This is a genomic window from Microbacterium sp. CGR1 (genome assembly GCF_001266755.1).
Lineage (GTDB): Bacteria > Actinomycetota > Actinomycetes > Actinomycetales > Microbacteriaceae > Microbacterium.
In genome coordinates this window covers 3,018,992-3,037,787 of sequence record NZ_CP012299.1, presented here as the reverse complement: position 1 = coordinate 3,037,787, position 18,796 = coordinate 3,018,992, and the positions used below count along the sequence as shown (strand labels likewise).

Genomic DNA, 18,796 nt, shown 5'->3' with positions numbered 1-18,796 from the left:
GGGCGATGACCGATTCGCCGCACACCGACGTCTGGCCTGTCCGTACCGAGCGGCTGCAGATCCGGCCGATGACGGCACCCGACGTCGACGTCATGTGGGAGTGGCGTCGACGGCCGGAGGTGAACCGGTGGCTCGGACTCGCGCCGGCCACACTCGAGGAGTTCCGCGAGCTGTATCTCGACCCCGGCCGGCTCACGTCGATGTACCTCGTCGAGCTGATCACGGAGAACGACGGGCCCACGCCGATCGGCGACATCATGATCAGGATCGGTGACGGCTGGGCGCAGCTCGAGGTCGCCGATCAGGCGAGGGGCGTCGAGGCGGAGCTCGGCTGGGTGCTCGACCCCGCGCACACCGGTCGCGGCTATGCGACCGAGGCCATCCGCGCCGTGATCGACGTCTGCTTCGGTCCGCTGGGGCTGCGCCGGGTGCACGCCGGATGCTTCGCCGACAACGAGCCCTCGTGGCGTCTGATGGAGCGGCTCGGCATGCGCCGGGAGGAGTTCAGCCGCAGGACCGCTCTGCACCGGTCGGGCGAGTGGCTCGACGGGCTCAACTATGGCATCCTCGCGGAGGAGTGGACACCGACGCGTCAGAGTTCTGTGACCCCGTCGACCACGAACGTGTAGAGGTCTCTCACCAGATCCGTCGCTTCGAGGCGGTCGCGATCGCGCGCTGCGGCGACGAGCGCGTCGACGACCGATCGGAGCATGGCGGGGTTGCGGGGCCGGCTGAGCGAGCGGATGCCGAGCACCAGCGCCGTGCGCTTCGACGCGTGCAGGGCGCTGAGGTGTCGGTTGCGCGAGAACACCGCGAGCAGGTCGAGCAGTTCCCACAGCCCCTCCGCTCCGATGACCTGATCGCTCTCGTCCGACGCCCAGAGTTCGCGGACGGTCGCCGCCCGCTCGGCGAGATCGGCGATCTGCGCCTCGGTCGCCTCCGCGATGCCGAGGTCGGCCGCCGCGATCGACAGGCCGGAGCACTCAGCGGCGACAGCGACGAACCACGCGGGGGTCGGCGTCACGACGACCGACGCCCTGTTCAGACGGTGCTCGATCAGATGCATCGCTTCAAGGGTGCCGAGGGCTGATCGCACGGTCGCCGCGGCGACGGTGAGCCGCTGTGCGAGGGCGGTGACCGATAAGGGATCGCCGGGCGCCAGTTCGCCCGACTCGATCGAGTGCGCGAGCGAGTCGACGACGGCATCCGCGCGGGAGGTGATGACGGGCGGTGGCTGCTCGACCCCTCCCAGCAGTCGCGTGGAGTTCAGCCTGTCGATCCGCCGGTCGGGCATGTCAGTCCTCGGGTAAGAGGACGGCGGGCGTCGAGCCGGCGGAGACGGAGGCGGATGCCGCGGCGAGCGCCGCCGCCGCGCGGAGAGGTTCGATCGTCGATCTCAGGAACAGCGGTTCGATGAGGTCGCGTACCCCGACGCCGTCGCGCCGATCGAGCAGGGCACGCAGCTGATCGAGGGCCGCGCGCATGTAGTCGACGAGTTCGTCGGGCACGCGTTGCGCGGGCACTGTTCGGGTGAGGTGCAGCACCAGCTGACCGTCGAGGATGTCGATCATCGTCTGGTTGTGGGCGTTGAGCACGATCTCGCCCCACAGCGCGTACCAGAGGCTGAGCCCCTCGCGACTCGAGGTTCCTGCGAGCTCGGCGACCAGGAGTCCGTCGATCCTCTCGTGCAGAGAGGCGACCTGCTCGTCGGTGTAGGTCGGCACTGCTCTGACGGCGCAGTATCCGATCATGGCGACGGCGGTCTCGACACGTTCCGCCTGTGCCTCGAGGTCGACCGGCGCGACGCGTGTGAACCGGTTGGTGCTGACCTCGATGAGTCCGAGGTCGGCGAGACGGTTGAGAGCCTCGCGGATGGGCGTGCGGGAGACGCCGTATTCGGCCTGCAAGTCCTGGTCGCGAATCTCTTCGAGGGGTTGCATGCGCCCAGAGATGATCTCTTCGGCGAGCGTGGCGAAGACCTGGTCGCGGATCAGCTGCCGCGGCCGGATCGGCAGAGATGCGCTGATGTCGCCCACGGGCACACTTTATGCCGGTGTCATGCCGACGCACCATACATCAGGCACTGAAGTTTCACCGGATCCGACGGCATGTGCGTAGCGTTGTGGACTAGGGCAGCGACCCTCACCCGGCACACACTCCCCATGTCGTGCCGCGGACCTCCCCCAGATCCCGTGACGCGAGTCGCTGCCCTTTTCCCTCCCCTGCGGCCGGGATCGGGATGCCGGTCTCAGCCTGCGACCAAGGCGAGCACGAGCGTGGCGACCAGCACCGTCGGCACGGCGACGATCGCTCCCCAGAGCATCAGGCTGCCCCAGCGGATCTCGACCCCCAGCGACACCACCCTGTGATGCCAGAGAAGGGTGGCGAGCGAAGCCCACGGGGTGATCAGGGGGCCGAGGTTCACGCCGATCAGCAGCGCCATGAGCGCGACCGGATCGCCGGCTGTGGGTTCGAGGATCAGGTAGGCGGGCAGGTTGTTGACCCCGTTCGCGGCGAGCGCGCCCGCCGCAGAGAGACGCAGCAGTTCTGCGGGCGCGTGGCCACTGGTCGCGAGGACCGACAGGAAGTCGAGGATGCCGTTCGCGTGCGCGGTCTCGACCACGACGAACAGGGCCGCCGCCAGGCCGATCGCTTGCCATGGCACGAGCGAGAGTCGCAGCACATGGCGACGCCGGATGCCGAACACGACGATGAGCACGAGCGCTGCGACCGTCGCGGGGATCCACACGTCATGGGTCACTGCGAGCAGCGGCATCAGGAGCAGCAGGATGCCGGACGCCGCCCAGAAGAGCACTCGGTCGGAAGAGTCACCGCCTGTCGGCGCCCGATAGGCACCGAAGAGCGTCCGTCGGTGTCGCAGCGTGAGGACCACGACGGGCACGAGCACCCCGACGAGGGTCGGCGCCCAGCTCAGCGCGAGGAACGCGAGCGGGTCGTCGCCGATCGACCGCGCCGCGAGCAGGTTGGTGAGGTTCGAGACGGGCAGTGCGAGGGATGCCGTGTTCGCCAGCCACACGGTGACGAGGGCAAACGGCAGTGGAGGGATGCCGACGCTCTGCGCAAGCACGACCACGACCGGCGTCACGATCACCGCCGTGGTGTCGAGCGACAGGAACACCGTGCTGATGACGGCGAGCACCACGACCGACAGCCACAGCAGGATGACCCGCCCGTGGCCCCATCGAGCAAGACGCTGCGCGACGACGTCGAACACCGCAGCGTCCCGGGCCAGCTCGGCGACGACCGTGATCGCGATGACGAACCCCAGCACCGGTGCGATGCGAGCGCCGAGCGCCCCGGCATCCGCGGGTGGAAGGATGCCCGTGACGATGCAGACGAGTGCGACGGCGATGAGCGCCAGGACGATGATCGTCCCCGCTCCCAGCCGCCGCCGCGTCGCACTCACTCGCTGAGTGTAGATCCGGAGGGGTGTGGCCCTCAGTCCTCGTCCCAGGGGAGCTTCACCACCGGCAGGATGTAGACCCTCCCCATGACGGCGGTGGGATGCTTCGCCATGAAGCTCGCCGCCTCGTCGATCGACTCGGCGGTGACGATGTCGTAGCCGGCGAACCATTCCTTGAACTCCGGGAACGGGCCGTCGGTGACGAGCACCTTGCCGTCTCGCACGGCCACCGACTTGGCTTGGTCCGCCCCGGCGACGGGTGCGCCCTCGCCCAGGCTGCCGGCCGCCCTGCCCTCATCCGCCCAGTCTTCGAGAAGGCGCTGATCCTCTCCCTGCGGCATCGTGCCGCCGGTCGGGTCGGTCATGTGGATCACGAGGTACTTGTTGCTCATCTGCTCTCTCCATTCGTCGTGCGCCCGGGCTCCCCGGGTGCGAGGGGCGCCGCGAGCTCGTCGCGGCGTCGGGTCAGGTGGATGATCTCCGCGGTGTTGTCGGCGAGGGCGATCGCGCGCTCGTAGGCAGCCCGAGCATCGTCCGGCCGGTCCGCAGCGCGCAGCAGCTCTGCGCGCGTCACGTGGAAGGCATGGAACTGATCCAGCGCATCGCGCAGCGTCTCCACGATCAGCAGTGCTCGTTCGGGCGAGTCCCGCTCTGCGACGGCGACCGCCCTGCTGAGGGTCACGACCGGGCTGGAATCGATCCGCTCGAGCTGCTCGTAGAGTCCGACGATGCGCGCCCAATCGGTGTGCTCGGCATCCGTCGCCCGCACATGCACCGCGTTGATCTCGGCCAGCAGTCGGTGACGACCGGGGGCCGCGGTGGGTGGCTCGTCGAGCAGTGCGAGGCCTCGACCGATGAGCTCGTGGTCCCACGCGCCACGGTCCTGTTCGTCCAGGCGCACCAGCTCGCCGCCGTCGGTGACGCGTGCCGCGGCGCGCGCCTCGCTGAGCAGCATCAACGCCAGCAGACCCGTGACCTCCTCGTCGGCGGGCAGCAGCTCGCGGAGCAGTCCGGCGAGCCGGATCGCCTCGCCCGTCAGCTCGCGACGCAGTGCGGGCACTCCGGCCCCGGACGCGAAATACCCTTCGTTGAAGATCAGATAGAGCACTGCGAGCACTCCGTCGATCCGGAGGCGGAGGTCGTCGGCAGCCGGCATCCGATACGGGATCCGTTCGGTCTTGATCTTCGCCTTGGCTCGGGTGATGCGCTGCCGCACCGTGGACTCCGGGATGAGGAATGCCCGCGCGATCTCTTCGACGGTGAGTCCGCCCACGATCCGCAGGGTCAGGGCAACGCGCGCTTCGAGCGACAGCGCCGGGTGGCAGCAGGTGAACAGCAGACGGAGGCGATCGTCGTCGATGACGCCCGTCGGCTCCGGTGGTTCGGGATCGTGCAGCATGAGAGCCTCCCGCTGCTTGGCGTCGCGGAACGACTCCCGGCGGAGCCGATCGATGGCCTTGCGGTAGGCCGTGGTGGTGATCCAGCCAGCAGGGTTGGGCGGCACTCCCTCGTCCGGCCACCGCTCAGCGGCCGAGGCGAACGCCTCAGCCGCCATCTCCTCGGCGAGGTCGAGATCACCGCACCGTCGGGTGAGTCCTCCCACGATGCGCGCCCACTCGTCGCGATAGACCTGCGTGACGTGCGCACCGGCGTCGGCGTTCACCGAGGCTCCTCGATTCGATTCCGGCGCTGCATCACTCAGACTCTCTCCGTCCGCTCGATCGAGCAGGTTCCGCTCCGATCCTGCCGTCAGGACGATCATCCCGGTTCCCCGCTTCCGCCGGAAGAGATGCGCGCCCAGAGGCGGCGAGCGCGCACACGGAGGGAAGGGCGCCGGATCAGACCAGGATGCTCGAGCGCCGTCCGACGTCGCACGATCTGCTCCTCGGCGTGCTCAGCCTCGAGCCGGTAGACGAGGTTCGCCACCATCGGGTCGTTGTACACAGTCACCACCGCACCTCTCGCGTCTGAGGCCCCCCGATCGGGGACCTCCTACCCGAACCACGAACGACGAACGACGAATGCGACAACGAGATGCGAGAAAGTCGGATCGACCCCGAGATGTGAGCAAGTCGCATGCATCCCGCACGGCCCCGTAGGCAAAGCGTGAGGATCGCCATATTCCGGTCTGCACGGGAGTTGTATCGAGTCTCGTGCTCGACATCATCTACATCGCGCTGACTCTCGCGCTGTTCGCCCTCGTCTCTCTGGTCGCGAAGGGGGTGGAACGACTGTGATCGTCTTCGAGATCATCGCCGCCGCCCTCGCCGTGGCCGCCGTCGTCTACCTCGTGGTGGCTCTCGTCGCCCCGGAGAACTTCTGATGGGCGCGGGTGCCGACATCTGGTTCGGCGTCCTGCAGGCCGCCGTCCTCATCATCGCCCTCGTGCTGCTCTACCGCCCGGTGGGCGACTACATGGCCCACGTCTTCAGCACCCCGCGCGACCTGAAGGCCGAGCGCGGCCTGTACCGACTGATCGGCGTCGACCCGGCATCCGAGCAGACCTGGCGGGCCTATGCCCGCAGCGTGCTCGCGTTCTCGGTCGTCGGCCTGCTGCTCGTCTACGGGCTGCAGCGACTGCAGAGCTTCCTGCCCGAGTCGCTGGGACTCCCCGCGGTTCCCGAGGGCCTCGCCTTCAACACCGCGGCCTCGTTCGTCGCGAACACCAACTGGCAGTCGTACTCGCCCGAGCAGACCATGGGCTACACGGTGCAGCTCGCGGGCCTGACGGTGCAGAACTTCGTCTCGGCAGCGGTCGGCCTGGCCGTGGCCGTCGCGCTGATCCGCGGCCTCGCCCGCCGCGGATCGACCACGATCGGCAACTTCTGGGTCGACCTGATCCGCGGGCTCGGACGCATCCTGCTGCCGATCGCTCTGATCGCCGCCATCGCCCTGATCGCAGGCGGCGTGGTGCAGAACTTCGCCGGGTTCACGGATGTGACCACGATCTCGGGTGGCACGCAGACCATCCCGGGCGGGCCGGTCGCCTCACAGGAGGCCATCAAGCTGCTCGGCACCAATGGCGGCGGCTTCTTCAACGCCAACTCGGCGCATCCGTTCGAGAACCCGACCGGATGGACCAGCCTGCTGCAGATCCTGCTGATACTCGTGATCCCGTTCTCACTCCCCCGCACGTTCGGTCGCATGATCGGCGACAACCGCCAGGGCTACGCGATCGCCGCCGTGATGGGAACGATCTTCCTGGTCTCGACCTTCGCCCTCTCCGCCCTCGAGCTGGCCGGCCGCGGCAGCGCTCCGGAACTCGCGGGTGCGGCGATGGAGGGCAAGGAGGTGCGCTTCGGCATCCTCGGCTCGACCCTCTTCGGCAGCGCCAGCACCCTGACGTCGACCGGCGCCGTCAACTCGATGCACGACTCGTACACGGCACTCGGCGGCATGATGCCGATGCTCAACATGATGCTCGGCGAGGTCGCCCCCGGCGGCGTCGGCTCTGGTCTCTACGGCATGCTCGTGCTCGCGATCATCGCGGTGTTCGTCGGCGGACTGCTCGTCGGCCGCACCCCCGAGTACCTCGGCAAGCGCATCGGCCCGAAGGAGATCAAGCTCGCGAGCCTCTACATCCTCGTGACGCCCACCCTCGTTCTTGTCGGCACGGCCCTGAGCTTCGCGATCCCCGGCATCCGCGCCGACGTCGAGGCGACCAGCATCCTCAACCCCGGCGTGCACGGCATGAGCGAGGTGCTCTACGCCTTCACCTCGGCGTCGAACAACAACGGCTCCGCCTTCGCCGGCCTCACCGCGAACACCCCGTGGTTCAACACCGCACTGGGCATCGCGATGCTGCTCGGCCGGTTCATCCCGATCGTGCTCGTGCTGGCTCTCGCCGGTTCCTTCGCCGCACAGCAGCGCGTACCCGAGAACACCGGAACTCTGCCCACGCACCGGCCGCAGTTCGTCGGGCTCCTCGCCGCCGTCGCGGTCATCATCACGGCACTCACCTACTTCCCCGTGCTCGCACTGGGACCCCTCGCTGAAGGACTCGTCTGACATGACCCTCATCACCACGCCCTCGGAACAGCAGGATGCTGCGGCATCCGCCCCCGCCTCGACCGAACCGCCGCGCTCGTTCGGCTGGGCGCAGCTGACGCAGGCCCTGCCCGGCGCCCTGCGCAAGCTCAACCCCGCGTCGCTCGTGCGCAACCCCGTGATGCTCCTCGTCTGGGTCGGTGCCGCATTCACGACCGTGCTCGCGATCGCCGAGCCGTTCCTCGGCGGCCCGGCCGACTCCGGCGGAACACCCGTGCCCGCACCCTTCACCTGGGGCATCGCGATCTGGCTGTGGCTGACCGTGCTGTTCGCCAACGTCGCCGAGTCCGTGGCCGAGGGCCGCGGCAAGGCCCAGGCCGCGAGCCTGCGCAAGACCCGCACCAGCACGATGGCCCGGCGCGTTGTGCGGTACGAAGCGACAGCGGATGCCACGGCCGAGCGCACCGAGACGGTCGACGTCTCATCGGCCGAGCTACAGCGCGACGACATCGTGATCGTCACGGCCGGCGAGCTGATCCCCGGCGATGGCGACATCGTGGCGGGCATCGCGACCGTCGACGAATCGGCCATCACCGGCGAGAGCGCCCCGGTCATCCGCGAATCCGGCGGTGACCGCAGCGCCGTCACCGGAGGCACCCGCGTGCTGTCGGATCGCATCGTCGTGCGCATCACCTCGAAGCCCGGCGAGACGTTCGTCGACCGCATGATCGCGCTCGTCGAGGGCGCCAGCCGTCAGCGCACACCCAACGAGATCGCGCTCAACATCCTGCTCGCGAGCCTGTCGATCGTGTTCGTCGTAGTGGTTCTCGCGCTCAACCCGATCGCGTCGTATGCCGCATCGCCCGTCAGCATCCCGGTGCTGATCGCCCTGCTCGTGTGCCTGATCCCGACCACGATCGGCGCCCTGCTCTCGGCCATCGGCATCGCCGGCATGGACCGTCTCGTGCAGCGCAACGTGCTCGCGATGTCGGGCCGCGCGGTCGAGGCGGCAGGAGACGTCACCACCCTGCTTCTCGACAAGACCGGCACCATCACCTACGGCAACCGCCAGGCCCACGAGGTGCTGCGACTCGGTGGCGTCGACCCCGACGAGCTGCTTCGTGTCCCTGCCCTCTCATCCCTCGCCGACCCCACGCCCGAAGGCGCCTCGATCGTCGAGCTGGCGCTGAGCCGCGGCATCCGGGTCGACGAGCCGGCGGATGCCGTGGTCGTGCCGTTCTCCGCGCAGACCCGCATGTCGGGACTGGACCTCGCCGACGGGACGCAGATCCGCAAGGGCGCAGGGTCGGCGATCGACGCCTGGCTCGGGCTCGACACGGATGCCGAACTCGCCGGCCTCGTCGACGGCGTCGCCTCGAGCGGCGGCACCCCGCTGGTGGTCGCCGTGAAGCGTCCGGCGGGAACCGGCGAGGTGCTCGGCGTCGTGCACCTCAAGGACATCGTGAAAGACGGCCTGCGCGAGCGGTTCGAGGAGCTGCGCAGCATGGGCATCCGCACGGTCATGATCACGGGCGACAACCCGCTGACCGCCGCCGCGATCGCGAAGGAGGCGGGCGTCGACGACTTCCTCGCCGAGGCCACTCCCGAGCAGAAGCTCGAGCTCATCAAGCGCGAGCAGGAGGGCGGGCGACTCGTCGCCATGACGGGCGACGGCACGAACGACGCCCCCGCTCTCGCCCAGGCCGACGTCGGCGTCGCGATGAACACGGGCACGTCGGCCGCGAAGGAGGCCGGCAACATGGTCGACCTCGACTCGGACCCGACCAAGCTCATCGACATCGTGCGCATCGGCAAGCAGCTGCTCATCACTCGCGGCGCGCTCACGACCTTCTCGCTCGCGAACGACATCGCCAAGTACTTCGCCATCATCCCGGCGATGTTCATGGGGGTGTTCCCGGGCCTCGCGGCGCTCAACATCATGCAGCTGCACTCGCCGGCGTCCGCGGTCACCAGCGCGATCATCTTCAACGCGATCGTGATCGTCTTCCTCATCCCGCTCGCGCTGCGCGGGGTGAAGTACCGGCCGGCGAGCGCCTCGCAGATCCTGCAGCGCAACCTGCTCATCTACGGCCTCGGCGGAGTGATCGCACCGTTCATCGGCATCAAGCTGATCGACCTCGTCATCACCCTCATCCCCGGCTTCTGACCGGCGTCCGTCTTCGTCCTTCTCTCATCGAAAGGCACTCCATGTCCTCCTCCCGCACCGTCGCCCGCACCACCGGCGTCGCCATCCGCGCGATGCTCGTGCTCACCCTCGTGCTCGGCGTCGGCTACACGCTCGTCGTCACCGGCATCGGTCAGCTGCTGCTGCCGTTCCAGGCGAACGGCTCGCCGCTGGGCGACGACAAGGGCAGCTCGCTGATCGGTCAGTCCTTCACGGATGCCGACGGCGACGCGCTGCCCGAGTACTTCCAGTCGCGTCCGTCGGCCGCCGGTGACGGCTACGACGGGGCCGCGTCCGGCGGCAGCAACCTGGGCCCCGAGAATCCCGACCTCGTCGCGGCGATCGACGAGCGCCAGGCGGCCGTCGCCGAGCGCGAGGGTGTGAGCACGGATGCCGTGCCGGCCGACGCCGTGACGGCATCCGGATCCGGCCTCGACCCGCACATCAGCGTCGCGTACGCGCTGCTGCAGGTGCCGCGGGTGGCGGCCGAGCGCGACCTGCCCGCGCAGCAGGTGCGCGACCTCGTGGAGTCTAGGATTCAAGGGCGGGATCTGGGATTCCTCGGCGAAGAACGCATCAACGTCGCCGAACTCAATCTCGCGCTCGATGAGCAGGAGGGCTGATGACGGCAGAGCGGATGCCGCGGCGCGGCCGACTCCGCGTGCTGCTCGGCGCAGCCCCCGGTGTCGGCAAGACCTTCGAGATGCTGGTCGAAGGGCGTCGGCTGCTCGACGAGGGCCGCGACGTCGTGATCGCGATCGTCGAGACGCATGAGCGCGCGGCGACCGCCGCGCAGACCATCGGCATCCCCGAGGTCCCCCGTCGCACCGATCTGCACCGGGGCGTGCCGCTCAGCGAGATGGACCTGGATGCCGTTCTCGCACGCCGACCCGAGATCGCGCTGGTCGACGAACTCGCGCATACCAACACCCCCGGCTCGCAGAACCCGAAGCGCTGGCAGGACGTCGGTGCGCTGCTCGACGCGGGCATCGACGTCGTCACGACGGTGAACGTGCAGCACATCGAGTCGCTGAACGCGGTGGTCGAGAAGATCACCGGCATCGCGCAGCAGGAGACGATCCCGGATGCCGTGGTGCGCGCCGCCGACGAGATCGAGGTCGTCGACCTGGCGCCGCAGTCGCTGCGCGACCGTCTCTCCGCCGGACTCGTCTATCCGGCGGAGCGGATCGACGCGGCCCTGTCCAACTACTTCCGCCTGGGCAACCTCACGGCTCTGCGTGAACTCGCACTGCTGTGGCTCGCCGACGAGGTCGACAGCGCGCTGCGCAGCTACCGGGCCGACCACGGCATCGAGGGCACCTGGCAGGCGCGCGAGCGCGTGGTCGTCGCCCTCACCGGCGGACCCGAGGGCGAGACGCTGCTGCGCCGAGGGGCCCGCATCGCCGCACGCTCGGCCGGCGGCGAACTGCTCGCCGTACATGTGGCTGCGCAGGACGGACTGCGCGATGAGACCCCCGGCGCCCTCGCCGCGCAGCGGTCGCTCGTCGAATCTCTCGGCGGCAGCTTCCACCAGATCATCGGCGACGACATCCCCGGCACGCTCGTCGAGTTCGCCCACGGGGCGGATGCCACTCAGCTCGTGATCGGTGTCAGCCGGCGTGGGCGTCTCGCGGCGGCGCTGACGGGACCGGGCATCGGCTCGGAGGTCATCCGCCGCTCCGGCGACATCGACGTGCACATCGTCACCCACGCCGCCGCGGGCGGCCGCGTCGCACTCCCCCGCATCACCGGCGGCGCCCTCGGCTGGCGACGTCAAGCGCTCGGGTTCGCACTGGCGCTCGTCGTCGGCCCGCTGCTCTCGTGGGCGATGTTCGCGTTCCGCAGCCCCGAGTCCATCACGGTCGAAGTGCTCGCCTTCCAGCTGCTCGTCGTGATCGTGGCCCTGGTGGGAGGCGTGCGGCCTGCCGTCTTCGCGGCGGTGCTGTCGGGCATCACCCTCGACTTCCTGTTCGTCGCCCCGCTCTTCACCATCACGATCGCGCACCCGCTGCACGTGCTCGCCCTCGCGCTGTACGTGACCATCGCGATTCTCGTCAGCATCATCGTCGACCAGGCCGCCCGACGAGCCCGCACCGCCCAGCGCGCCGCCGCTGAGGCAGAACTGCTCGCGGCCGTGGCCGGCAACGTGCTGCGCGGCGACAACGCGGTGCTCGCCCTCGTCAGCCGCACGCGCGAGGCGTTCGGACTCACCGGTGTCCGCCTGCTCACCGCCGACGGCGAGGTGCTCGCCAGCGACGGCGAACCCGTGCCCGACGGACGCGCCACGACCATCCCGGTCGGTGCCGGAGGATCGGCACCCGCCGTGCTCGAGCTGCACGGCGAACCGCTCGACACCCCCGCCCGACGCCTGCTCGACGCGATCGTCGCGCAGCTGACGGCGGCCATCGAGCACACCGACCTGCGTGCCACGGCGCGCGAGGTCGCTGCCCTCGCCGAGACCGACCAGGTGCGCAGCGCCCTGCTCTCGGCGGTCAGCCACGACCTGCGCCGCCCTCTGGCCTCGGCCGTCGCCGCGATCGGCGGACTCCGCGGGGCGCACGCGCTGTCGGCATCCGATCGGGAAGAGCTGCTCGCGACGGCCGACGAGAGCCTCGCGACCCTGTCGTCGCTCGTGACCGACCTGCTCGACGTCAGTCGGGTGCAGGCCGGGGTGCTCGCAGTCTCGACCATGCGGCTCGATGTCGCCGGCCCCGTGCTCGCTGCCGTCGACGAGCTCGGCCTCGGGCCGTCGGATGTCGAGCTCGCGCTCGATGCCCGGCTGCCCGCCGTGTCGGCCGACCCGGTGCTGCTGCAGCGAGTGCTCGTCAACGTCATCGCGAACGCCCACCGTCACGCGCCCGCCGACAGCCGGGTGATCGTCTCGACGAGCACGATCGGCGACCACGCCGAGATCCGCATCATCGACCGCGGTGCCGGCGTTCCCGCCGAGAAGCGCGACGAGATCTTCCAGCCGTTCCAGCGCCTCGGCGACACCGACAACACCACCGGCCTCGGCCTCGGCCTCGCCCTCTCGCGCGGATTCGCCGAGGGCATGGGCGGTACCCTGACACCCGAGGACACCCCCGGCGGTGGACTCACCATGGTCATCTCGCTGCCCCTCGCAGCAGAGCCCGACATCATGCAGGAGGAGACGGAGTGAAGCTCCTCATCGCCGACGACGACCCGCAGATGGTGCGCGCACTGCGCATCACCCTCGCCGCCCACGGGTACGAGGTGGTGGTCGCCCCCGACGGCGCGGCCGCCGTGGCCGTCGCCGCACAGACTCACCCCGACCTCATCATGCTCGACCTCGGCATGCCGCGGCTCGACGGCATCGAGGTGATCCAGGCGCTGCGCGGCTGGACGACCGTGCCGATCATCGTCGTGTCGGGTCGCACCGGGTCCGCCGACAAGGTCGAGGCCCTGGATGCCGGAGCCGACGACTTCGTCACCAAGCCCTTCCAGGTCGACGAGCTGCTCGCGCGGCTGCGGGCGCTGTCTCGTCGGGCGGTGCCCGCGGGCGGGGAATCCACCGTCGGATTCGGCGATGTGGTGGTCGACCTCGCGACGAAGACGGTCACCCGGGCGGGTGCGCGCGTGCACCTGACACCGACCGAATGGCGCATGCTCGAGCACCTCGCCCGGCATCCCGGAGCCCTGGTCACCCGGCAGGATCTGCTCAAGGAGATCTGGGGCAGCGAACAGGTGTCCGACTCGGGCTACCTGCGGCTGTACATGTCGCAGTTGCGCAAGAAGCTCGAGGCCGAGCCGAGCGCACCGGTGCATCTGCTCACCGAGTCGGGCATGGGCTACCGGCTCGTCCTCTGAGCCAGGTCTGCCGTTCTCGTCATTCTCGGTTCACAACTCAGCATGAGCTGCTGTCAACCGACGGAATCGGCGGGTTCACCTCGTCGCACGCACGATCTGTGCTGAGTTGTGAACGCCGACCGAGCGCAGAGTCAGAGGGCGATGTCGGCGCGAGGGCGGCGCAGCACTCCCCAGACACCCGCGGCGACGAGGGCGACCGCGACGATGATCGCGGCGATCGCGGTCACGGTGCTCTCGGGTTCGCCGGTCAGACGACCGACGGCGAGCCATCCGAGACCCCATGCGGTCGCGAGGGCAGGGGCGATGCGCTTGGTGACGAGGGCGCTGGCAACCCCGATCACGAGCACGACGGCGAGCACGGCGACCGCCCAGATCTCGGCCTGATCAGCCCAGCTCTCGGGCGCGATCTGCGTGAGCCAGGCAGTGGTGTTCGCGACCGTCGCGATGGTGACCCAGCCGAAGTGCAGGCCGTTCGCGCCGTCGACGACGACGCGCTCGGGCCAGGTGCGGGCACGGCTGCGGCCGAGGATCACGATGACGCGGGCGAGGGTCGCGAGCAGCAGGGCGATCACGATGACCGTCAGCGGCAGCGACAGGAACTGCGCCGTCACGAGCCAGAGCCCGTTGAGGATCATCGACGCGGCGATCCATCCGCCGACAGCTCGCTGGCGCTCATCCGCCCGCTGCGCCGGAAGCGCCTGCCACACCGTGTAGGCGATGAGGCCGATGTAGATCAGCGACCAGATCGAGAAGGCGGGGCCGGCCGGCGCGAGGTATGAGCCCTGCGCCGAGAGCGCTCCATCCTGCAGCTCGCTGACCGAGGTGCCACCGAAGGCACCGGATCCGACGGCCGCTGCGATGAGCATGAAGGTGGCCGAGGCGATGATGATCGTCTGGCGGGCGATGTCCTGCGTCCGGGAGTCCATGCTCGCAACATACGCGCGCGAGGGCGCAAACGCACCAGCCTTGACACCGGGGTGCATAAACGCTAGCCAAGCTAGCTAAATCTGCTCTCCCGTTGCGGTCAGGCGGCGACGGCGGCGTCGATCAGCACTTCGGCGGCGTTGCGCGCGTGCACGGCGACCTGCGGGTCGGCGGCGATCGCCGCGGTGCTCTGCGCACCCTCGGCGAGGATCGACAGCTGCGCGGCGAGGGATGCCGGCGCTCCGGCCGCCACGACGAGGTCGGCCATGTACGCCTGGAACGACGCCTTGTGATCGCGCACGATCTCGGCCACCTCGGGGTTCGCGCCACCGAGCTCGCCGAACGCGTTGATGAACGCGCAGCCGCGGAAGTCGTCAGTGCAGAACCAGTCCTCGAGGTACCCGTAGACGGCGAGCAGGCGTTCGCGGGGGTCTGCCCCGGCGTCCGCCACGGCTCCCGTGAGTCCCGACTCCCACTCCCGATGCTTGCGCGCGAGGACGGCCGTGACGATGTCGGTCTTGGATGGGAACAGGGCATAGAGGCGACGCAGCGACACGCCGGCCGCAGCCCGCAGCTCATCCATGCCGACGGCCGCGTATCCCTTGCGGTAGTAGAGCTCGTCGGCCGCCGCGAGGATCTGTTCACGCACTGTGTCGTCGGTCATCACCCCAGTGTACTTGACACGAGAACGAGCGTTCTCTACAGTGAAGACATCAGCGAGAACGACCGTTCTCACCGGACCGAAAAGGATCAGGATCATGGGCTACATCACCGTCGGAAACGAGAACAGCACCCCGATCGAGCTCTACTACGAAGACCAGGGATCGGGTCAGCCCGTCGTCCTGATCCACGGGTACCCGCTGGACGGCCACAGCTGGGAGCGCCAGACCCGCGAGCTGCTCGCTCAGGGCTACCGCGTCATTACCTACGACCGCCGCGGTTTCGGCCAGTCCTCGAAGGTCGGCACCGGATACGACTACGACACCTTCGCCGCAGACCTCAACACCGTGCTCGAGACCCTCGACCTGCGCGACGTCGTGCTCGTCGGCTTCTCGATGGGCACCGGAGAGCTCGCCCGCTATGTCGGCACCTACGGTCACGAGCGGGTCGCCAAGCTCGCCTTCCTCGCCTCGCTCGAGCCGTTCCTCGTGCAGCGCGATGACAACCCCGAGGGCGTGCCGCAGGAGGTCTTCGACGGCATCGAAGCTGCAGCCAGCCGCGACCGCTACGCGTGGTTCACCGACTTCTACAACAACTTCTACAACCTCGACGAGAACCTCGGCAGCCGCATCAGCCAGCAGGTCGTCGACGCCAACTGGAACCTCTCGGTCACCAGCGCCCCGGTCGCGGCCTACGCGGTCGTCCCGAGCTGGATCGAGGACTTCCGCGGCGACGTCGACGCCGTGCGCGACGCCGGCAAGCCCACCCTGATCCTGCACGGCACGAAGGACAACATCCTTCCGATCGACGCCACCGCCCGCCGGTTCCACCAGGCCGTGCCCGCCGCGACCTACGTCGAGGTCGAGGGCGCACCCCACGGTCTGCTCTGGACCCACGCCGACGAGGTCAACGCCGCGCTGAAGGACTTCCTCAGCAAGTAGTCCGCGAACGGCCCGAGAGCCCGGCATCCGCCTCAGGATGTCGGGCTCTCGGACGTGTTGACGTCAGCGCTTGACCGACACCGTGAGCGTCTTGCTCCGGGTGCTCCCGGCCGCGTTCACGAACTCGACGCGGTAGGTGTGCTTCCCCACCGCGCGATCAGCGACCGGCACCGTCACCCGTTGCGCGGCGGGGCTGTTCGCGACCATGTCGCCCTCGGAGATCAGCATGCCGTCCTCATACAGGCGATACGAGGTCGCATTGGTGCCCCACCACATGTCGGCGGTGAGAGTGTATGAGCCGTCGCCGTCCCAGTTGTCGGCCGAGAGCACGGGCGTGCCGGGCGCGGCATCCTTCACCGTCACCGTCACGGGCTTCACCGCCGTCACGCCGCGCGAATTGACCAGTTCGCCACTGTAGACGTACAAGCCATTCGCCTTGCCGGTCATGGCGATCTGCGCGCTCTGCGCGGAGGTTCCCCCGAAGGTGAGCGGCACGGTCTTGACCAGCACACCGTTCTCGAACACCCGCAGCTTCGTGGCGTTCTGCCCCCACCACAGGTTCATGGTGAGCGTGAAGTCGCCGTCGAGCAGCCCCGTATCGTGACCGTTGTCGTGCGACAGCACTCCGCGAGCGGGCGCGGCGGTCGCCGCATCCTGAAGCAGGAGCGCGTCGACTGCGGCAGACAGTGCGTCCAGCGCCCCCGTGACCGCTGACGCACTCGGACTGGCGGCAGCCAGCACGATGTCGGCGCGAGCGATCGCTCCGGGCAGCGCGACGGTCGACGACTCGACATAGGCATCGAGGTCGAGAGCCGCGGCCTCATCGCGCCGCTCTCGCAGCTGCGAGGTGTCGGCACCGGGCACCGGTGCGCGCACGAGTTCGAGATCGTCGATCGTCCCCCACGCCCCCGCCGGAAGCGCCGCGGAGACCCGCACGACAGCCGTGCCGTCAGCGCCCACCTGCAGCGCTTCGGTCGTCGGCGTCGACCACACGCGCCAGCCGTCGAAGCCGAACGCCGCAGCGGCGCCGGCGACCGACGCAGACGACAGCGACAGCGACGCACGCCCGTCGGCACCCTCCCCGTCGCCCTGCAGCGATGCCCGTGCGACATACGACCCCGCGGGCAGTCCGGAGACCGTCTGCGAGAGGTCGAACGAGTATCCGGCACCCGCATAGAAGTGCGCCGAGTGCGTGCCGCTCCGAGGGTCGTCCCACGCGCGCAGCGTGAGTCCCGATCCGGTGACGCTCCACATGCTCGTGTCCGCGTCCTCGAATCCGGGGTTGCGCAGGTAGTTGCGCGCCGAGACGGTGACGGTGGCCGACGCCGCGAGGCCGGCATCCGTCGCGCCCGAGATCACGTACTCGCCGGCGCCCTCGATGAATCCGGCCGCCGATGACCAGGTGACGGGCTGCTGCTCCGACGACCCGTCGTTGTAGAGCACCGTGACCTCGTCGGGCAGCTCGACGGCATCGCCCTCGGTCACCTGCAGCGCGACCGCCTGCACCGACTCGACGGCCCGCGGGGCCTGGGCGCCGGTGCGCACGTACGAGAAGATGTTCAGCGCATCGGATGCCGTGCCGTCGAAGCCGAACAGCGCCTGGTTGTCCCACGCCGATCCGCCGAACCAGTGCCCCGCGTCCTCGGGCTCGTACTCGCCGGCGAAGCTCGACGCCCAGCCCGATCCGTCGCGCTCCCACAGCGTTCTGTTCTGCTCGAGCTGTGCGGGCGGACCCACCGGCAGCCATGCGGGCTCCCAGTAGTAGACGCCGAGTCCCGCCTCACCCACGTCGGCGACGGCCTGCACGACCGCGCGCACGGCATCGGCCTGACCCTGCACGCTCACCGGGTACTGCGTCGCCTCGGACGCCAGGTCGACGACGTTGCCGTGACCGTCTCCGTCGTCGAGCGTGAACGCCCACGAGGTCTCGGCGACCATGACCTTCTTGCCGTAGGTCTCGGCGACGTGCGAGAGCACGGCCGTGAGGTTCTCGGGAGTCCCGTGCCAGAACGGGTAGTACGACGACGCGAACACGTCGTAGTCGACGTCGCGGCGATCGAGCTGCGCGGCGACGTCGGCGTAGAACCCGGCGCGCTCGGGGTTGGTGAAGTGCAGGGCGACGAGCGTGTCCGGCGCCTCGGCCCGCACGGCGGCGGAACCGGCCGAGAACACCTTCGCCATGTCATCCCAGCCGCGCACTCCGGCGACTCCGCCGTTCGTCTCATTGCCGACCTGCACCATGCGGAGGTCGACACCCGCATCGACCAGGCGACGCACCGCATCGCGCGTGAAGGCACCCACCTCGGTCGCCACCTGGTCGGCGGTCATCCCCTCCCACGCCTTGGGCGCCTGCTGCTTCGCGGGGTCGGCCCAGAAGTCGGAGTAGTGGAAGTCGACGAGCACCCCGAGGCCGGCATCCGTCGCTCGCTGCGAGATCTCGATCGCCCGATCGACGTCGACATCGCCCCCGCCGTAGCCGTTGCCGTTCGCGTCGAACGGGTCGTTCCAGACGCGCACGCGGACGTCGGTGACCCCGGCGTCCGCGAGGATCTCGAACAGGTCGCCCGGCGCGCCCTGGGCGTCGCGGAACACCACCCCCGACTCCTCGAGCGACAGCACCGACGAGACGTCGACGCCGCCGATGAAGTCGTCCGGCAGGTTCTCGACCCGGGGGACGGTGATGGCGGCATCCACCGGCCCGTCGACCGAGACAGCCGCAGGAGCGAGAGCGGATGCCGCCGGCGAGGCGGCCGACGCCGGCAGCGCGACGCCGATCAGGGCGACGGCGGCGACCGTGGCCAGGGCGGTGGAGAGAAGGGAACGCGTGCGACGGTGCATGACGGCCTT

General features: G+C 69.4%; 17 protein-coding genes. 8 read left to right on the top strand and 9 right to left on the bottom strand.

Translation table 11 applies throughout. The features are described from left to right. Nucleotides 1-5 precede the first annotated feature (5 nt). On the top strand, nt 6-629 hold the full coding sequence (locus tag AKG07_RS14615) for a GNAT family N-acetyltransferase (protein WP_053098546.1): 624 nt from the start codon (nt 6-8) through the stop codon (nt 627-629). Here the strand turns inward: AKG07_RS14615 and AKG07_RS14610 are convergent. The 6 genes from AKG07_RS14610 to AKG07_RS14585 all read right to left on the bottom strand — a co-directional run bounded on the left by AKG07_RS14610 (nt 593) and on the right by AKG07_RS14585 (nt 5,374). Beyond that, entirely contained in the window at nt 593-1,294 is a 702-nt protein-coding gene (locus AKG07_RS14610) for a GntR family transcriptional regulator (protein WP_053098545.1), read from the bottom strand. The genes AKG07_RS14615 and AKG07_RS14610 overlap by 37 nt on opposite strands. A 1-nt stretch (nt 1,295) precedes the next feature. After that, entirely contained in the window at nt 1,296-2,036 is a 741-nt protein-coding gene (locus AKG07_RS14605; protein WP_053098544.1) for a GntR family transcriptional regulator, read from the bottom strand. A 212-nt stretch (nt 2,037-2,248) separates the two neighbouring features. Continuing rightward, complete coding sequence (locus tag AKG07_RS14600) at nt 2,249-3,427, bottom strand: SLC13 family permease (protein ID WP_233277285.1); 1,179 nt, start codon at nt 3,425-3,427, stop codon at nt 2,249-2,251. Nucleotides 3,428-3,459: 32 nt separating this feature from the next. Next, nucleotides 3,460-3,816 carry a YciI family protein gene (locus AKG07_RS18130; RefSeq protein ID WP_053098543.1) on the bottom strand — a complete coding sequence of 119 codons (357 nt, stop codon included), beginning with the start codon at nt 3,814-3,816 and terminating at the stop codon, nt 3,460-3,462. After that, the gene (locus tag AKG07_RS14590; protein ID WP_053099360.1) at nt 3,813-5,087 is read right to left on the bottom strand and encodes an RNA polymerase sigma factor; all 1,275 of its coding nucleotides are present in this window, start codon (nt 5,085-5,087) and stop codon (nt 3,813-3,815) included. Before AKG07_RS14590 ends, AKG07_RS18130 begins: the two co-directional genes overlap by 4 nt. A 95-nt stretch (nt 5,088-5,182) precedes the next feature. Then, nucleotides 5,183-5,374, bottom strand: a complete 192-nt coding sequence (locus AKG07_RS14585; RefSeq protein WP_150115145.1) for a hypothetical protein — start codon at nt 5,372-5,374, stop codon at nt 5,183-5,185. A gap of 283 nt (nt 5,375-5,657) precedes the next feature. Here AKG07_RS14585 and AKG07_RS14580 point away from each other — a divergent pair, with 283 nt between their 5' ends. The 6 genes from AKG07_RS14580 to AKG07_RS14555 are packed head-to-tail and all read left to right on the top strand — an operon-like array spanning nt 5,658 to nt 13,424. Continuing rightward, the gene (locus AKG07_RS14580) at nt 5,658-5,747 is read left to right on the top strand and encodes a potassium-transporting ATPase subunit F (protein WP_053098541.1); all 90 of its coding nucleotides are present in this window, start codon (nt 5,658-5,660) and stop codon (nt 5,745-5,747) included. Next, nucleotides 5,747-7,432: a potassium-transporting ATPase subunit KdpA gene (gene kdpA, locus AKG07_RS14575; protein ID WP_053098540.1), complete on the top strand. Its 1,686-nt coding sequence runs from the start codon at nt 5,747-5,749 to the stop codon at nt 7,430-7,432. The genes AKG07_RS14580 and kdpA overlap by 1 nt, the downstream gene beginning before the upstream one ends. A 1-nt stretch (nt 7,433) precedes the next feature. Then, the gene (kdpB, locus tag AKG07_RS14570) at nt 7,434-9,578 is read left to right on the top strand and encodes a potassium-transporting ATPase subunit KdpB (protein ID WP_053098539.1); all 2,145 of its coding nucleotides are present in this window, start codon (nt 7,434-7,436) and stop codon (nt 9,576-9,578) included. 41 nt (nt 9,579-9,619) lie between these two features. Continuing rightward, nucleotides 9,620-10,219 (top strand): potassium-transporting ATPase subunit KdpC, encoded by a 600-nt coding sequence (kdpC, locus tag AKG07_RS14565; protein WP_053098538.1) that lies wholly within the window; start codon nt 9,620-9,622, stop codon nt 10,217-10,219. Between the two features lie 14 nt (nt 10,220-10,233). After that, nucleotides 10,234-12,756 carry an ATP-binding protein gene (locus tag AKG07_RS14560; protein ID WP_053099359.1) on the top strand — a complete coding sequence of 841 codons (2,523 nt, stop codon included), beginning with the start codon at nt 10,234-10,236 and terminating at the stop codon, nt 12,754-12,756. Then, on the top strand, nt 12,753-13,424 hold the full coding sequence (locus AKG07_RS14555) for a response regulator (protein ID WP_053098537.1): 672 nt from the start codon (nt 12,753-12,755) through the stop codon (nt 13,422-13,424). The genes AKG07_RS14560 and AKG07_RS14555 overlap by 4 nt, the downstream gene beginning before the upstream one ends. A 131-nt stretch (nt 13,425-13,555) precedes the next feature. On the opposite strand, the gene AKG07_RS14550 is transcribed toward AKG07_RS14555, so the two are convergent. Continuing rightward, on the bottom strand, nt 13,556-14,350 hold the full coding sequence (locus tag AKG07_RS14550) for a TspO/MBR family protein (protein WP_053098536.1): 795 nt from the start codon (nt 14,348-14,350) through the stop codon (nt 13,556-13,558). 98 nt (nt 14,351-14,448) lie between these two features. After that, nucleotides 14,449-15,012 (bottom strand): TetR/AcrR family transcriptional regulator, encoded by a 564-nt coding sequence (locus tag AKG07_RS14545; protein WP_053099358.1) that lies wholly within the window; start codon nt 15,010-15,012, stop codon nt 14,449-14,451. 94 nt (nt 15,013-15,106) lie between these two features. On the opposite strand from AKG07_RS14545, the gene AKG07_RS14540 reads away from it, so the two are divergent. Continuing rightward, a complete protein-coding gene (locus AKG07_RS14540; protein WP_053098535.1) occupies nt 15,107-15,949 on the top strand; it encodes an alpha/beta fold hydrolase in 843 nt (280 codons plus the stop codon). A 63-nt stretch (nt 15,950-16,012) separates the two neighbouring features. Here AKG07_RS14540 and AKG07_RS14535 read toward each other — a convergent pair whose 3' ends face one another. Beyond that, a complete protein-coding gene (locus AKG07_RS14535; protein ID WP_053098534.1) occupies nt 16,013-18,787 on the bottom strand; it encodes a glycosyl hydrolase 53 family protein in 2,775 nt (924 codons plus the stop codon). Nucleotides 18,788-18,796: the final 9 nt, after the last annotated feature.

Bases quoted from the DNA above. Each gene is read 5' to 3' on its own strand.
- AKG07_RS14550 (WP_053098536.1), bottom strand. From the start codon at position 14,350: ATGGACTCCCGGACGCAGGACATCGCCCGCCAGACGATCATCATCGCC.
- kdpB (WP_053098539.1), top strand. From the start codon at position 7,434: ATGACCCTCATCACCACGCCCTCGGAACAGCAGGATGCTGCGGCATCC.
- AKG07_RS14615 (WP_053098546.1), top strand. From the start codon at position 6: ATGACCGATTCGCCGCACACCGACGTCTGGCCTGTCCGTACCGAGCGG.
- AKG07_RS18130 (WP_053098543.1), bottom strand. From the start codon at position 3,816: ATGAGCAACAAGTACCTCGTGATCCACATGACCGACCCGACCGGCGGC.
- AKG07_RS14545 (WP_053099358.1), bottom strand. From the start codon at position 15,012: ATGACCGACGACACAGTGCGTGAACAGATCCTCGCGGCGGCCGACGAG.
- kdpA (WP_053098540.1), top strand. From the start codon at position 5,747: ATGGGCGCGGGTGCCGACATCTGGTTCGGCGTCCTGCAGGCCGCCGTC.
- AKG07_RS14560 (WP_053099359.1), top strand. From the start codon at position 10,234: ATGCCGCGGCGCGGCCGACTCCGCGTGCTGCTCGGCGCAGCCCCCGGT.
- AKG07_RS14540 (WP_053098535.1), top strand. From the start codon at position 15,107: ATGGGCTACATCACCGTCGGAAACGAGAACAGCACCCCGATCGAGCTC.
- AKG07_RS14610 (WP_053098545.1), bottom strand. From the start codon at position 1,294: ATGCCCGACCGGCGGATCGACAGGCTGAACTCCACGCGACTGCTGGGA.
- kdpC (WP_053098538.1), top strand. From the start codon at position 9,620: ATGTCCTCCTCCCGCACCGTCGCCCGCACCACCGGCGTCGCCATCCGC.
- AKG07_RS14535 (WP_053098534.1), bottom strand. From the start codon at position 18,787: ATGCACCGTCGCACGCGTTCCCTTCTCTCCACCGCCCTGGCCACGGTC.